Genomic DNA, 13,913 nt, shown 5'->3' on the forward strand with positions numbered 1-13,913 from the left:
ACGCCCCTTTCAGAACGCCCCCCGGCCTTTCCGGCGGGGGGCGCAGGGGGATCAGTCGACGCTGATCCCGGCCAGGCGCTGCAGCGCCTCGGCGTACTTGGCGCGGGTGCGCTCAATGATTTCGGCCGGAATGGTCGGGCCCGGGGCGGTCTTGCCCCAGTCCAGCGTCTCCAGGTAATCACGCACGAACTGCTTGTCGTAGCTCGGCGGGCTGGTGCCCACTTCGTACTCGTCGGCCGGCCAGTAACGTGAGGAATCCGGCGTCAGCATCTCGTCCATGATGTACAGGCGGCCATCGGCGTCGGTACCGAACTCGAACTTGGTATCGGCCAGGATGATGCCGCGCTCGCGCGCGTAATCGGCGGCGAACTTGTAGATGCGCAGGGTGGCGTCGCGCACGCGCTCGGCCAGCTCCGCACCGACCTGCTTCACCATCGCATCGAAATCGATGTTCTCGTCATGGTCGCCCACGGCGGCCTTGGTCGAGGGGGTGAAGATCGGCTCGGGCAGCTGCTCGGCCTGGCGCAGGCCGTCGGGCAGGTCGATGCCGCTGACCTTGCCGGTGCGCTGGTAATCCTTCCAGCCGCTGCCGATCAGGTAGCCGCGGGCGATCGCTTCCACCGGCACCGGCTTCAGCTTGCGGGTCACCACCGCGCGCTTGGCGTACAGGGCCGGGTCCACGCCCTCGGGCAGCACGCTGGCCACGTCGATGCCGGTCAGGTGGTTGGGCATCAGGTGCGCGGTCTTGGCGAACCAGAAGTTGGAGACCTGGCAGAGCATCTCGCCCTTGCCCGGAATCGGGTCGGGCAGGACCACGTCGAACGCCGACAGGCGATCGGTGGCCACCATCAGCAGGTAGTCGCCCGGCGGGGTCCCTGCAGGCAGCCGCTCGCGCGGGATATCGAACACATCACGCACCTTGCCGCGGTGGCGCAAGGGCAGGCCGGGGAGATCGGATTGCAACAGCGTGGTTGGCACGGGCACTCCTGGGGCGTTGTCGATACGGCTGCCCAACGGACCCGGCGGGCCCGCTGACCAGCGGGCGGCCTAGTGTAAAGCCGTCCGGGCCCGCTGTGACGTAAAATGAGCGTCCATTTCGTCGGTCGACCCCGGAGCGCCATGCGCTGGTACGGAAAACTGCTCGGATTCATCGCCGGCGCCCTGCTGTTCCGGCCCAATCCGCTGTTTGGCGCGGTGATCGGCCTGCTGATCGGCCATGCATTCGATTCGGACTGGTTCCGCCTGAACAAGGAGAATCCGTACCGGGAGCTGGGGCTGACCTCCGAGGCCACCGATGCCGAGGTCGAGCGCGCCTACCGCAAGCTGATCTCGCAGTACCACCCCGACAAGCTTGGCGGCGCCGCCCCCGAGCTGCAGCAGCAGGCCGAGCAGAAGTCGCGGCGGATCAATGCCGCCTACGATCGCATCAAGACCCTGCGCAAGCGCTGACCCCTTTCCCCTCGTTGCAAGGCCCGGCCATGTCCCACTGCCTCATCGCCCCCTCCATCCTGTCCGCCAACTTCGCCCGCCTCGGCGAGGAAGTCGACAACGTCCTCGCCGCCGGCGCGGACTGGGTCCACTTCGACGTGATGGACAACCACTACGTGCCGAACCTGACCATCGGCCCGATGGTCTGCCAGGCGTTGCGCAAGCACGGCGTGACCGCACCGATCGACGTGCACCTGATGGTCGAGCCGGTGGACCGCATCATTCCGGACTTCGCCGAGGCCGGTGCCACCTACATCAGCTTCCACCCGGAGGCGAGCCGCCACGTGCACCGCACCATCCAGCTGATCCGCTCGCTGGGTTGCAAGCCGGGCATCGTGCTCAATCCGGCCACCCCGGTGGACATCCTCGACTGGGTGCTCGACGACCTGGACCTGGTGCTGCTGATGTCGGTCAACCCGGGCTTCGGCGGTCAGGCCTTCATCCCCTCGGCGCTGGACAAGCTGAAGGTGGTGCGCAAGATGATCGACGCCAGCGGCAAGGACATCCGCCTGGAGATCGACGGCGGCGTGAAGGCCGACAACATCGGGGAGATCGCCGCCGCCGGCGCCGATACCTTCGTTGCCGGTTCGGCCATCTTCAACGCCAAGACCAGCTACCAGGACGTGATCGCGCAGATGCGCGCGAATGTCGCTGCGGCACGCTGACAAAAAAGGGACGGAGGGGATTAAGCTCGCTTAATTCCCTCCGTCCCCCTTTTCCACCCATGGCTCTGTTGAACATCCGCCCGGCCACCGTCGCCGACGCCGGCCTGATCCTGCATTTCATCCGTGAGCTGGCGATCTACGAGAAGGCCGAGCATTCGGTGCAGACCGATGAGATCGGCATCGCCGAGAGCCTGTTCGGTGCCGATGCCACCGCCCGCGCGCTGATCTGCGAAGCCGACGGCGAGGCCATCGGCTACGCCGTGTACTTCTACAACTACTCCACGTGGCTGGGCCGCAAGGGCATCTACCTGGAAGATCTGTACGTGAGCCAGGAAAAGCGCGGCGCCGGTGCCGGCAAAGCGCTGCTGAAGTACATCGCACGCCAGGCCGTGGCCGAAGGCTGCGGTCGTTTCGAATGGTCGGTGCTGGACTGGAATTCCCCGGCCATCGAGTTCTATACCGCTGCCGGCGCCAAGCCCCAGGACGAGTGGACCGTGTACCGGCTGCAGGGCCAGGCGCTGCACGATTTCGCCAATGGTTGAAGCGAAGTGTATCCACGCATGGCGTGGATCTACCAACCGGATGGGAGCGAACCTTGGTTCGCACTCCCTGCACACCCCAAAAAAAAAGCCACGCCAATCACTGGCGTGGCCTCGCTGCATGCGTGGGAGGCTGATCCTGCCTCCATCCGTCGTCCCTGCTATGGCCTTCCATTCTCCGGGCCGGCAATGACATCTGCATGACATGACGGTTGCGGCACCGCGTCGGCTCCCCTGCATCATCATCCACGCATGGCGTGGATCTACTGCTTCCAAGCGTTGGCGTTCACTGGCAGCGAACGCGCGATTGCTAGCCTGTGCCACCCTGTCCTGGAAGCACCACATGGCCGCACCGCGCTGGCGCCTGATCCTCAATGGCAAATCCGCAGGCAATGACGAGCTGCGCGACGCCGTCGGTCATTGGCGCGGGCAGGGCGTGCAGCTGGAAGTGCGGGTGACCTGGGAAGACGGTGACGCCGAACGCTACGTGGCCGAGGCCATCGATCATGGTGTGGACGTGATCGTGGCCGCCGGTGGCGATGGCACGCTCAGTGCGGTGGCCGAGACCCTGGCGCACCGTGAGGAACCGGCAGATGCATTGCCCTCGCTGGCACTGATTCCAATGGGGACCGCCAACGATTTCGCCACCTCGGCCGGCATTCCGATCGCGCCGAAAGAGGCCTTTGCCTTGATCGCGCAGTCGGTGCCGCACGCCATCGATCTGCTGCGCGTGGATGCCGATGGCACGCAATGGTGGTGCGCCAATCTCGCCAGCGGGGGCTTCGGCACCCAGGTGACGGTGGAAACCGATGCCGGCTTGAAGAAGATGCTGGGCGGGCTGGCGTATGTGATCACCGGTATCGCCAAGCTGGGGCGGATCGAGCCGATCCATGCGCGCCTGTCAGGTCCGGATTTCGCATGGGAGGGCGACTTCATCGCGCTCGGCATCGGCAATGGCCGCCAGGCCGGCGGTGGCCAGCAATTGTGCCCGCAGGCACTGATCGATGATGGGCAGCTGGACGTGACGGTGCTACCGGAGCTGGAGGGGGAAGTCACCGCCACGCTCGGCCAGATGCTGAAGTCCGGCACCCAGGCCGCACTGGAGCAGCTGGCCACGCGCGCGCGGTTGCCGTGGCTGCAGGTGGAATCCGAGCGCCCGTTGACGCTCAACCTGGACGGCGAACCGGTACAGGCCCGCCAGTTCCACATCGAGTGCGTGCCGGGCAGAGTGCGCATGCATCTGCCTGCTGGGTGCGCCTTGCTGTCGACGCCACGTTGAGCTGCAATGGAAGCGCTACAGCGCCGGGATATCCTGTTCCGTCGCCGGGAACCCGAGCGCTTCGCGCTTCTCGCGGATGTACTGCGGCAGCGGCGGCCGGGCAATGCCGTGATCGATCAGCCACTGCTGGCACTTCTTCTGCCAGGGCAGCAGGTCCGGTGTGGTGATTTCCCAGTAGATCGCTTCGACCATGGCCATCCGATCCGGCGCACCGGGTTGGGCCGATGACGGCGATGCAATCGTAGGGTCCGCGCCGTGTTCGAGCAGCCAGTAAGCCTGCTCGAAGCCCCCGCGCCCGGTGTACCAGCTCAGGACCGTATCGGCCTGGCCGATGTTGGATTCGTTGACGTGCGCGCCGCGCTCCACCAGCAGCTGGATGTTCTGCCACAGGTTGCCGGAAATGAAGGCCTGGAACAGCAGTGTTTCGGTGTTGGAGTTGCGGGTGTCCGGATCGCCGCCATGATCCAGCAGCAGGGCCAGGTAGCGCGGATCATCCATCTTCGCGGCGTAGACCATGGCGTTGTTGTGGCGGAACGTCTCGCCGTCCAGCGTTTCACTACGCCGTGCATTCGGGTCGGCGCCGTTGTCGAGCATCGCGCGCAGGCCTTCCAGGTTCTGCGCGCGTAACGGCCACGCGATAAGCGGAATGCCATCCTGCTTCGAGAATTCCTTGTCGGGGTTCACGCCTTCGGTCTTGATCAGGCGCGTGATCGTCGCTGCGTCACCCTGTTCAGCGGCGATGGCCAGCTCAAGTGCCTTGCCTTCGAAATAGCGCTCCGCGCCGTGCGAAGACGTGCGCGCGCAGGCGTTCAGCATCAGCAGCATCAGCAGCATCAGCGCCACGCAGGAGAATGGCGTAAAGGAACTGTGAAGGTGGCGGCGCATGTGATTCCTTGACATGGACCCGTTCGGGGGATGATAGCGTTGGCCGTGGTCATTCCAGCAGGTCCTGGGTGACCGCGTCTTCACTGATGAGCAATGGAGTCTGCCATGAGCGGTCACGATCCCGAGCAGCAGGAACGCCTGCTGCAGGCACGGGCCAAGAGCATCCAGGCGCAGCAGCATCTGGTCGAGCAGCTGCAGGGAAATGGACACGCCACCGAAGCGGCGCGGTTGCGCGAGACCTATCACGCCCGCGAGTTGGGTTCGCTTGCCGGTGATGTGTATGCCTCGGCAAAGGGCAAAGGGGAACCGCCGGTCGGGTGGACGCGTGCAAGCGCCGTGACCGACCCGGACACGCTCAAGGCGGCAGGTATCACGCTGGGCGCGGCCGACCTGAAGAAGCTGATGCGACCGAACGACTCGGGTTTCCGTGCAGAGATCTATATTCCGGACAAAAGGGTGTTCGGTGATGACGCCAAGCCGGTGCTGGTGTTCAAGGGATCAACCGGCGAAATCATCGATCCCCGGGCCAAAGGCGGACGGCGCGAGTCGGGCGGTGAGGATTTCCTCAACAACGGGCGGCAGGGCGTCGGCATGCAGAGCGATTACTACGATCGCGCCATGGGTCTGGCGAGTCGACTGAAGACCTCGGGCCTCAGCTTTGAACTTGCGGGCCACTCCCTGGGCGGCGGCATGGCGTCGGCCGCGTCGGCCGTCACCGGTGCGCGTGCCACCACGTTCAACTCGGCAGGCCTGCATCCGGTCACCGCTGATCGCTACGCCAAATTCCACGGGTTGCCGGTGTTCAACACGCGCGACACGGTGCACACCTACCAGACGTCGGGCGAGGTGCTCAACGATGTGCAGAATGGATTGAAGCGGCTCAACGAGCATCATCGGCAGGGGTTTGGCCTGCTGGCCAGCGAGACCAGCCATCTGCTGCGCCAGCCGGGCGTGCAGCAGATGGTCACCCGCAAGCTGCAGGAAATGATGCCGGCCGGTGCACAGACCGCCACCGCCCAGCTGGTTGACCAGCTGGCCTCGAAGTCCGGTGCCGAGGCACTGCGCAATGTTCCGGTGGCTGCCGGCAGGATGGAGCTGCTGCTGGATGCCAAGACCGAGGTGAATGGCAGGGTCGTGGATCGCCGCCATCGCGAGGCACCGAGCCAACTTGCCGAGTACGGTGGGCCGTTGGCGGAGGTGCTGATTGCCGGTGCCCGGGGCATGCGTGTTGGCCGGGTTGCGGGTGAACACATCGAGCAGGCGGGCGCGCTGGCGGGCCGCGGCATGAGCCTGTCCGGCGTTGCCGTTGAACGTGCGTCGACCCTCCAGGGAAATGCCATCGGCACCGTGGTGGATTACGGTGGCAAGAGCATGCGGGTGGGCATCGAAGGCGGTGCGACGGTTGTTGCCAAGGGACGCGAGCTGCAGGGTCTGGTCGAATCGGTCAGCCACCGCGTGCAGGCCAAGGGCAGCTACGGCTGGAACATCGGAGCAAGCGTGCTGGGTGCACTCGGTGCCGATGACATGGCCAAGCAGTGGCGCGAGCACGGTGATGCAACGCGTGGCCAGCATGAGGCCAAGGCCCGTGAAGCCACCCGTGAAGCGACGGCAGACGCGGGTCGCATCCGCGCCGGTGGGCATCATCTGGGCGGCCAGGTGCAGGACGGCGTGCACGGTGTAGCCAACGGCCTGCGCAACGGCTATGCCGTGTATGGCGCAACCTTCCACATGGGCATGAACTGGAGCAGCCATCAGATCACCAGCCTGTCGTCGCAGGCGCCGGCCGTGCTGGCCGGCACCGTCGGGTTGGGCGCGATGGCCAACAAGGGCATCGCCACGCACCTGCCGACGCCGGCGTTGCCTCAGAACCTGATCAACCTGGCCAAGACGTCTTGGGTGGTTGGGCGTGGGGGGGCGACGCTGGGTGAATCCGTGGAGCGCCATGGCATGAGCGAGACCATGAATCCCAGCCTGGATGCGGCAATCGCCAGGCAGGAGGTGGCCGCACGCAAGCTGCTCGGCCAGCCGCATGCGCAGCTGCAGGATGGGGGCGCGAAAGTGCCTGCGCTGAACGATCCGGCCCACACCGATTTCCACCTGTTCAAGGGGGCGCAATCGGGGGTGTACGGCCTCGACACGCGCCATGGACGCATGCCCGACCTGCAGAGCGACCAGCTGGCCGGCGCGCTGGCTGCGCAGGCCAAGCGTGACGGGCTGCAGGCCATTTCCCATGTGCTGCTCAGTGATGACCGCACGCGGGCATTCGCGGTCGACACCCCGGATCTGGACGCAGCTCACCGTCGGCATGCGCATGTGGACGTGGCAACCGGAATGGCCCAGCCGCTGGCCGTCAGCACGGCCCAGGTCGACGCCCTCAACGCCGGTCGCGTCGCGGCCCAGGACGCCGGTCTGACCCAGCAGCAGGTGCAGGAGTCGCAGGAGCAGGCGCGACGCATGGGCTAGGGGCGCGGGGTTCCCCTCCCGTCCAAGCTGCGATACAGTCAAGGGGTGTCCAGCCTGACGACCCCGCATACCCTTTCTTCCGCACGCCGTTGGTGGCGATGGTGGCCCGTTGCCGTCGTCCGCCCCCATAACGCTGTGTCCCGGAAGGAAAGTCGTCTTGAACTCGCACGCTCAGTTTCAGCTGCAGGCCGCTGAAGGCCACACCCATATTCCCGTCGTCCGTGAAGTGCTGTCCGACCTGGACACGCCGCTTTCGGTCTATCTGAAGCTCGCCGACGGCCCCAATACCTACCTGTTTGAATCCGTCGAAGGCGGCGAGCGCTTTGGTCGTTACTCGATCATCGGCCTGCCGGCGCGCCGCGTGTATGCCTTCCATGGCCACACGCTGACCTTGCGCGAAGACGGCCAGGTGGTGGACACCCGCGAGGTGGCCGACCCGTTCGCCGAAGTCGAGGCGCTGCGCAGCGCCCACTCGGTGCCGAAGCTGGAAGGCCTGCCGGGCTTCACCGGTGGCCTGGTCGGCTGGTTCGGCTTCGAGTGCATCGGCTACATCGAGCCGCGCCTGGCCCCGCCGGCCGGCCGCGATGAACTGGGTACCCCGGACATCCTGCTGCTCGATTCCAACGAGCTGGCCGTGTTCGACAACCTCAAGGGCCGCCTGTACCTGATCGTGCACGCCGACCCGCGGGTCGACGGCGCCTTCGAGCAGGCCCAGGCCCGCCTGGATGCACTGACCGCCAAGCTGCGTGCGCCGGGTGCGGGCTATCCCGCGCCGCTGACCAGCGACGTGCTGGACGAATCCGATTTCATTTCCGGCTTCACCCGCGAAGGCTTCGTCGATGCGGTCCAGCGCAGCAAGGAATACATCCGCGCCGGTGACATCTTCCAGGTGGTGCTGAGCCAGCGCCTGAGCGTGCCGTTCAAGGCGCGGCCGGTGGATGTGTACCGTGCGCTGCGTGCACTGAACCCGTCGCCGTACATGTATTTCCTCGATGTTGGCGACCTGCAGGTGGTCGGTTCCTCGCCGGAAATCCTGGTGCGCCTGCAGGATGGCGAAGTCACCGTGCGACCGATCGCCGGTACCCGCCCGCGCGGTGCCACCGTCGAGCAGGACCTGGCGCTGGAAGCTGAGCTGCTGGCCGACCCGAAGGAACGCGCCGAGCACCTGATGCTGATCGACCTCGGCCGCAACGATGCCGGTCGCGTGTCCAAGGCGGGCACCGTGGAAGTGGGCGAGCAGTTCGTGATCGAGCGCTACAGCCACGTCATGCACATCGTCAGCGAAGTGACCGGGCAGCTGCAGCCGGGCCTGAGCTACGCCGACGTGCTGCGTGCCACCTTCCCGGCCGGCACGGTCAGTGGCGCGCCGAAGATCCGCGCGCTGGAAGTGATCCGCGAGCTGGAACCGATCAAGCGCAACGTCTACGCCGGCAGCATCGGCTACATCGGCTGGCACGGCGATGCCGATACCGCGATCGCCATCCGCACCGCGGTGATCAAGGACGGCCGTCTGTACGTGCAGGCCGGCGCCGGCATCGTCTACGACTCGGACCCGGACAAGGAATGGGACGAGACGATGAACAAGGGCCGCGCGCTGTTCCGCGCCGTCGCCCAGGCCGCAAAGGGCCTGTAAGCCTGCCTCGCCACGGCCGCTGCGCCGTGGTCGTTCCGCTGTTCCCGTTCAAGACAAGGAGTACTGCATGAAGCTGCTGAGCGCATTGCTGTGGTCGTCACTGCTGGCCACGATGGCCCCGTCTGCGTGGGCGCAGGCCAATACCATTCCCTCGCAGCCGCACCTGCTGGTGAAGGGCGAGGCGCGCCGCGTGGTGATGCCGGACCGGTTCGGCCTGCAGTTGAACATCGAAGAGACCGACATGGACGCCGATGCGGCGCGGCGCCGCGTGCAGGACAACGTCGCGCGCGTGCTGGCGCTGTTCAAGCAGCACAAGGCGGTGGAAGGCAGCGTGCGTGCGGACAACCTCCAGATCGGTCCAGCTACCCGCTACGAGCAGAGCCGGCAGGTCTTCATCGGTACCCGCGTGTCGCGTCAGCTGCGTGCCAGCTTCGCCAGCGTGAAGGCGATGCAGGACGTGCTGGGTGCGCTGAAGGCCAACGAGAACGTGCAGGTCAGCAGCATTGCCCCGACCTATTCGGGCGAAGTGGCGCTGCGACGCGAACTGAAAGGCGAGGCAGCGGCCAAGACCCGCGAGTCCGCGCAGGGCCTGGCCAAGGCCTATGGAACAAAAGTGCGTGGCCTGTACAGCATCTCCGACGTGGCGCCGGACTTCGCCTACGGCATCCAGGCCGGGCAATGGCCGCAGCCAGGCGAGGATGGTGAGTATCTGGACAGGATCTCGGTGACCGGCAGCTATGCACCGGCCCCGGCACCTGCGCCCGGTGCACCGGAGTCCATCGAAGCCGGCCCCATCACCTACACCGAAAACGTATACGCCATTTTCCTGATAAGCGACGGAACCTGACCATGTTGTGGATGATCGACAACTACGACAGCTTCACCTACAACCTCGTGCAGTACCTGCAGACGCTGGGCGCCGAGGTCAAGGTGGTGCGCAACGATGCGATGAGCGTGGACGAGATCGCCGCGCAGAAGCCCGAGCGCATCGTCATCTCACCCGGCCCGTGCACGCCCAACGAAGCGGGCGTGTCGCTGGAGCTGATCCAGCGCCTGGGCCCGACCACGCCGATCCTCGGCGTGTGCCTGGGCCACCAGGGCATCGGCCAGGTCTACGGCGGCACGGTCATCCGTGCCGGCAACATCATGCACGGCAAGACCTCGCCCATCCGCCATGAAGGCAAGGGCGTGTTCGCCGGCCTGCCGGACCGTTACCAGGCCACCCGCTACCACTCGCTGGTGGTGGACAAGCACAGCCTGCCCGATGTGCTGGAAGTGACCGCCTGGACCGAGAACGACGACGGTTCGATCGAAGAGATCATGGGCCTGCGCCACCGCCAGTTCCCGGTGGAAGGCGTGCAGTTCCATCCCGAATCCATCCTCACCGAACACGGCCACGCCCTGCTGCGCAATTTCCTGCAGCGCCCGGCGGCCTGATCCAAGGAGCATTCCCATGAGCTTCTCCCCCCAGGAAGCCCTGCAACGCACCATCGAGCACCGCGAAATCTTCTTCGACGAAATGGTCGACCTGATGCGGCAGATCATGCGCGGCGACGTGTCGCCGATGATGACCGCCGCCATCCTCACCGGCCTGCGCGTGAAGAAGGAAACCATCGACGAGATCGCGGCGGCGGCCACGGTCATGCGTGAATTCGCGCTGGCGGTGCCGGTGGCCGATACCACCCACCTGGTCGACATCGTCGGCACCGGTGGCGATGGCTCGCACACCTTCAACATCTCCACCTGCGCGATGTTCGTCGCTGCCGCGGCCGGTGCGCGCGTGGCCAAGCACGGCAACCGCAGCGTGTCGTCCAAGTCCGGCAGCGCCGATGCAGTCGAAGCGCTGGGCGCGGCCATCGAGCTGCAGCCGGCGCAGGTGGCCGCGGCCATCGAACAGACCGGTATCGGCTTCATGTTCGCGCCCATCCATCATCCGTCGATGAGGGTGGTCGCGCCGGTCCGCCGCGAGATGGGCGTGCGCACCATCTTCAACATCCTTGGCCCGCTGACCAATCCGGCCAGCGCACCGTCGGTGCTGATGGGTGTGTTCCACCCCGATTTAGTGGGTATCCAGGCACGGGTGCTGCGCGAGCTGGGCACCGAGCGCGCCATGGTGGTCTGGGGCCGCGACAACATGGATGAGATCTCGCTGGGTGCCGGCACCCTGGTGGGTGAGCTGCGCGACGGCAAGGTGCGCGAGTACGAGATCCACCCGGAGGACTTCGGCATCGCCATGTCGGCCAGTCGCAACCTGCGCGTGGATGGCCCGGAGCAGTCCATCCAGATGCTGCGTACGGTGCTGGATAACACCCCGGGCCCGGCACTGGACATCGTGGCGCTGAATGCCGGCGCCGCGCTGTACGTGGCCGGCGTGGCCAGCGACATCGGCGACGGCCTGGCCCGCGCCCGTGCCGCCATCGCCAATGGCAGCGCCCGCCAGCGCCTGCAGCAGTATGTGGAGACCACCCGCGCGCTGGTTGCCTGAGCGCGCGGTTCAGCCTGACCCTCTTGATGGCCGATAATGGCCGTCCTCACCGCCCCCGCACCGAACCGAAGACGATGAGCGACATCCTGCAGACGATCCTGGCCCGCAAGGCCGAAGAAGTGGCCCAGCGCCGCGCCCAGCGCCCGCTCGAGGAGCTGCAGGCCGCCCTGGCCAGTGCCCCGCCGGTACGTGGCTTCGTGCGCGCGCTGCAGGCGGCGGTGGCCAACGGCGACCCGGCGGTGATCGCCGAGGTGAAGAAGGCCAGCCCCTCCAAGGGCGTGATCCGCCCGGATTTCCGCCCGGCCGACATCGCCGTCAGCTACGAGTTCGGCGGCGCCAGCTGCCTGTCGGTGCTGACCGACGTGGACTTCTTCCAGGGCGCCGACGCCTACCTGCAGCAGGCCCGCGAGGCCTGCACGCTGCCGGTGCTGCGCAAGGACTTCGTGATCGACGCCTACCAGGTGTACGAGGCGCGCGTGCTGGGCGCCGACTGCATCCTGCTGATCGTCGCCGCGCTGGACGACACCCAGCTGGCCACGTTGTCCGAGCTGGCATTGTCGCTGGGCATGGACGTGCTGGTGGAAGTGCACGACATCGATGAACTGGAGCGGGCACTGCAGGTGCCGGCGCCGATGATCGGCATCAACAACCGCAACCTGCGCACCTTCGAGGTGTCGCTGCAGACCACGCTGGACATGCAGAAGGCGGTGCCGCGTGATCGCCTGCTGGTGACCGAGAGCGGCATCCTCGGCCCGCAGGACGTGGCGCTGATGCGCGATGCCGGCATCCATGCGTTCCTGGTCGGCGAGGCCTTCATGCGCGTGGAAGAGCCGGGTGAGGGCCTGCGTCAGCTATTCTTCGCGGCATGAAAACGCACTATCCGACGCCGCGCGACGATGCGCCGCTGGTGGTCTTCGATTTCGACCACACCCTCTACGACGGCGATTCGGGCACCCATCTGTTCGCCTCGCTGATCAAGCGCAACCCGTTGCGCATGCTGGCCGCGCTGCTGGTCACGCCGATCGCCGGGCCGATGGTGGCGCTGCTGCCGACCCGTCGTGCCGGTATTTCGGTCTATGTGTGGATCGGCAGCTTCGGCCTGCACCGTGCGCGTGATTTCAACAAGGTCATCGACGCCTATGTGCTGCGCAACGAGGCACAGATGCGCGCCAAGCTGCTGCCGCAGGCGCTGGAGGTGTTCGCCGCGCACCGGGCCAAGGGTGACCGCGTGGTGGTGGCCACCGGCGCGCCGCCGGAGCTGGCACGGGCGATCCTGGCCTTCGTGGCCCACCAGGACGTACCGGTGATCGGCACCGAGGTCGGCCCGCGGTTGGGCGGCGTCGGCCCGACCCGCCACTGCCACAACGAAGAGAAGATGCGCATGCTGCGCGAGCGCGGCTACGGCGACATCGACATCGCCTACTCCGACAGCACCGCCGACCTGCCGCTGCTGCTGGCAGCCAAGGCGCCAGTGGTGGTGAACCCGAAGCCGGGCCGGGTGGACTTCTTCCGCCGCGTGCTGCCGGCCGGCACCCGCATCCTCAACTGGGGCTGCGTGGACCGCGGTGGCGACAAGGCCTGATCCCGCCGCACGGTGATGGATCTGCCGGCCAGCGGCCGGCACTACCCCTTCTCCGTCCCGGTAGTGCCGGCCGCTGGCCGGCAAACGCTCAGCGGTACAGGTGCCCGTACACCGCATGGCCGATCTGGAACAGGCTGATCCCCAGCACCAGCACGCCAACGGCCACCAGCACCCAGCGCTCCTTCACCCGCTTGACCAGGATTGCCGCCACCGGCGCGGCCATCATGCCGCCGATCAGCAGGCCGGCGACGATCTGCAGGTGCTGCACGCCCATCGACAGCAGGAACGTGGCCGAGATGGTCAGGGTGACGATGAATTCGGCCGCGTTGACCGTGCCGATGGTGGTGCGTGCCTGGCCGCCACGGGCCAGCAGGGTGGAGGTGGCCACCGGCCCCCACCCACCGCCGCCGCTGGCGTCCAGCAGGCCGGCAAAGAAGCCCAGCACCGGTACCCGGCGGATCTCGCCCTTGGGCATCCAGCGCCCCGCAGCGCGGGCCAGGATGATGATCGCCAGCGCCAGCAGGTACAGGTAGATGAGGGGGCGGATGATGTCGCCGGGGATCTGCGTGAGCACGTAGGCGCCCACGGCGCCGCCCACCGCACCGGGCAGGGCCAGGCGCAGGAACAGGCGTTTATCGACATTTCCGGCGGCAAGGTGCGACACGCCCGAGGCGCCGGTGGTGAACACTTCAGCGGTGTGGATGCTGGCGCTGACCTGCGCCGGGGGCAGGCCCATGCTCAGCATCACCGACGAGGACACCAGGCCGAAGGCCATGCCCAAAGCGCCGTCCACCAGCTGCGCGCCCAGGCCGATGAGGATGAACCACCAGAATTCGCTGCTCAGTTCCATGCACCGAGCCTAGCGCGCGAAGGAGTGCGGACCAAGGTCCGCAC

General features: G+C 66.7%; 14 protein-coding genes. 11 read left to right on the forward strand and 3 right to left on the reverse strand.

Going from position 1 to position 13,913, the window contains the following annotated elements; genetic code table 11:
• Positions 1–51: 51 nt before the first annotated feature.
• On the reverse strand, positions 52–978 hold the full coding sequence (locus EKL94_RS12890; protein ID WP_185830027.1) for a phosphoribosylaminoimidazolesuccinocarboxamide synthase: 927 nt from the start codon (positions 976–978) through the stop codon (positions 52–54).
• 141 nt (positions 979–1,119) lie between these two features.
• Here EKL94_RS12890 and EKL94_RS12895 point away from each other — a divergent pair, with 141 nt between their 5' ends.
• The 4 genes from EKL94_RS12895 to yegS all read left to right on the forward strand — a co-directional run bounded on the left by EKL94_RS12895 (position 1,120) and on the right by yegS (position 3,971).
• Complete coding sequence (locus tag EKL94_RS12895; RefSeq protein ID WP_006399039.1) at positions 1,120–1,449, forward strand: J domain-containing protein; 330 nt, start codon at positions 1,120–1,122, stop codon at positions 1,447–1,449.
• Positions 1,450–1,478: 29 nt separating this feature from the next.
• Positions 1,479–2,153: a ribulose-phosphate 3-epimerase gene (gene rpe / locus EKL94_RS12900; protein WP_005414702.1), complete on the forward strand. Its 675-nt coding sequence runs from the start codon at positions 1,479–1,481 to the stop codon at positions 2,151–2,153.
• 59 nt (positions 2,154–2,212) lie between these two features.
• Positions 2,213–2,695: a GNAT family N-acetyltransferase gene (locus EKL94_RS12905; RefSeq protein ID WP_126929394.1), complete on the forward strand. Its 483-nt coding sequence runs from the start codon at positions 2,213–2,215 to the stop codon at positions 2,693–2,695.
• Between the two features lie 340 nt (positions 2,696–3,035).
• Positions 3,036–3,971, forward strand: a complete 936-nt coding sequence (yegS, locus tag EKL94_RS12910; protein WP_126929395.1) for a lipid kinase YegS — start codon at positions 3,036–3,038, stop codon at positions 3,969–3,971.
• 15 nt (positions 3,972–3,986) lie between these two features.
• Here yegS and EKL94_RS12915 read toward each other — a convergent pair whose 3' ends face one another.
• Positions 3,987–4,796, reverse strand: a complete 810-nt coding sequence (locus tag EKL94_RS12915; RefSeq protein WP_440087507.1) for an ankyrin repeat domain-containing protein — start codon at positions 4,794–4,796, stop codon at positions 3,987–3,989.
• A 165-nt stretch (positions 4,797–4,961) separates the two neighbouring features.
• On the opposite strand from EKL94_RS12915, the gene EKL94_RS12920 reads away from it, so the two are divergent.
• The 7 genes from EKL94_RS12920 (at position 4,962) to EKL94_RS12950 (ending at position 13,019) form a co-directional block, all read left to right on the forward strand.
• Positions 4,962–7,319, forward strand: a complete 2,358-nt coding sequence (locus EKL94_RS12920; RefSeq protein WP_126929396.1) for a Tle-like phospholipase domain-containing protein — start codon at positions 4,962–4,964, stop codon at positions 7,317–7,319.
• A 157-nt stretch (positions 7,320–7,476) separates the two neighbouring features.
• Positions 7,477–8,952, forward strand: a complete 1,476-nt coding sequence (gene trpE, locus EKL94_RS12925) for an anthranilate synthase component I (protein ID WP_126929397.1) — start codon at positions 7,477–7,479, stop codon at positions 8,950–8,952.
• Positions 8,953–9,019: 67 nt separating this feature from the next.
• A complete protein-coding gene (locus EKL94_RS12930; protein ID WP_126929398.1) occupies positions 9,020–9,799 on the forward strand; it encodes an SIMPL domain-containing protein in 780 nt (259 codons plus the stop codon).
• 2 nt (positions 9,800–9,801) lie between these two features.
• Positions 9,802–10,389: an anthranilate synthase component II gene (locus tag EKL94_RS12935; RefSeq protein WP_126929399.1), complete on the forward strand. Its 588-nt coding sequence runs from the start codon at positions 9,802–9,804 to the stop codon at positions 10,387–10,389.
• Positions 10,390–10,405: 16 nt separating this feature from the next.
• Positions 10,406–11,437, forward strand: a complete 1,032-nt coding sequence (gene trpD / locus EKL94_RS12940) for an anthranilate phosphoribosyltransferase (RefSeq protein ID WP_126929400.1) — start codon at positions 10,406–10,408, stop codon at positions 11,435–11,437.
• 74 nt (positions 11,438–11,511) lie between these two features.
• Positions 11,512–12,306: an indole-3-glycerol phosphate synthase TrpC gene (gene trpC, locus EKL94_RS12945; RefSeq protein ID WP_049426871.1), complete on the forward strand. Its 795-nt coding sequence runs from the start codon at positions 11,512–11,514 to the stop codon at positions 12,304–12,306.
• Complete coding sequence (locus tag EKL94_RS12950) at positions 12,303–13,019, forward strand: haloacid dehalogenase-like hydrolase (RefSeq protein ID WP_010482651.1); 717 nt, start codon at positions 12,303–12,305, stop codon at positions 13,017–13,019. The genes trpC and EKL94_RS12950 overlap by 4 nt, the downstream gene beginning before the upstream one ends.
• A gap of 88 nt (positions 13,020–13,107) precedes the next feature.
• Here EKL94_RS12950 and EKL94_RS12955 read toward each other — a convergent pair whose 3' ends face one another.
• Positions 13,108–13,869 carry a sulfite exporter TauE/SafE family protein gene (locus EKL94_RS12955; protein WP_126929401.1) on the reverse strand — a complete coding sequence of 254 codons (762 nt, stop codon included), beginning with the start codon at positions 13,867–13,869 and terminating at the stop codon, positions 13,108–13,110.
• Between the last annotated feature and the right edge of the window lie 44 nt (positions 13,870–13,913).

Source organism: Stenotrophomonas maltophilia (assembly GCF_003970865.1).
Taxonomy (GTDB): domain Bacteria; phylum Pseudomonadota; class Gammaproteobacteria; order Xanthomonadales; family Xanthomonadaceae; genus Stenotrophomonas; species Stenotrophomonas maltophilia_AR.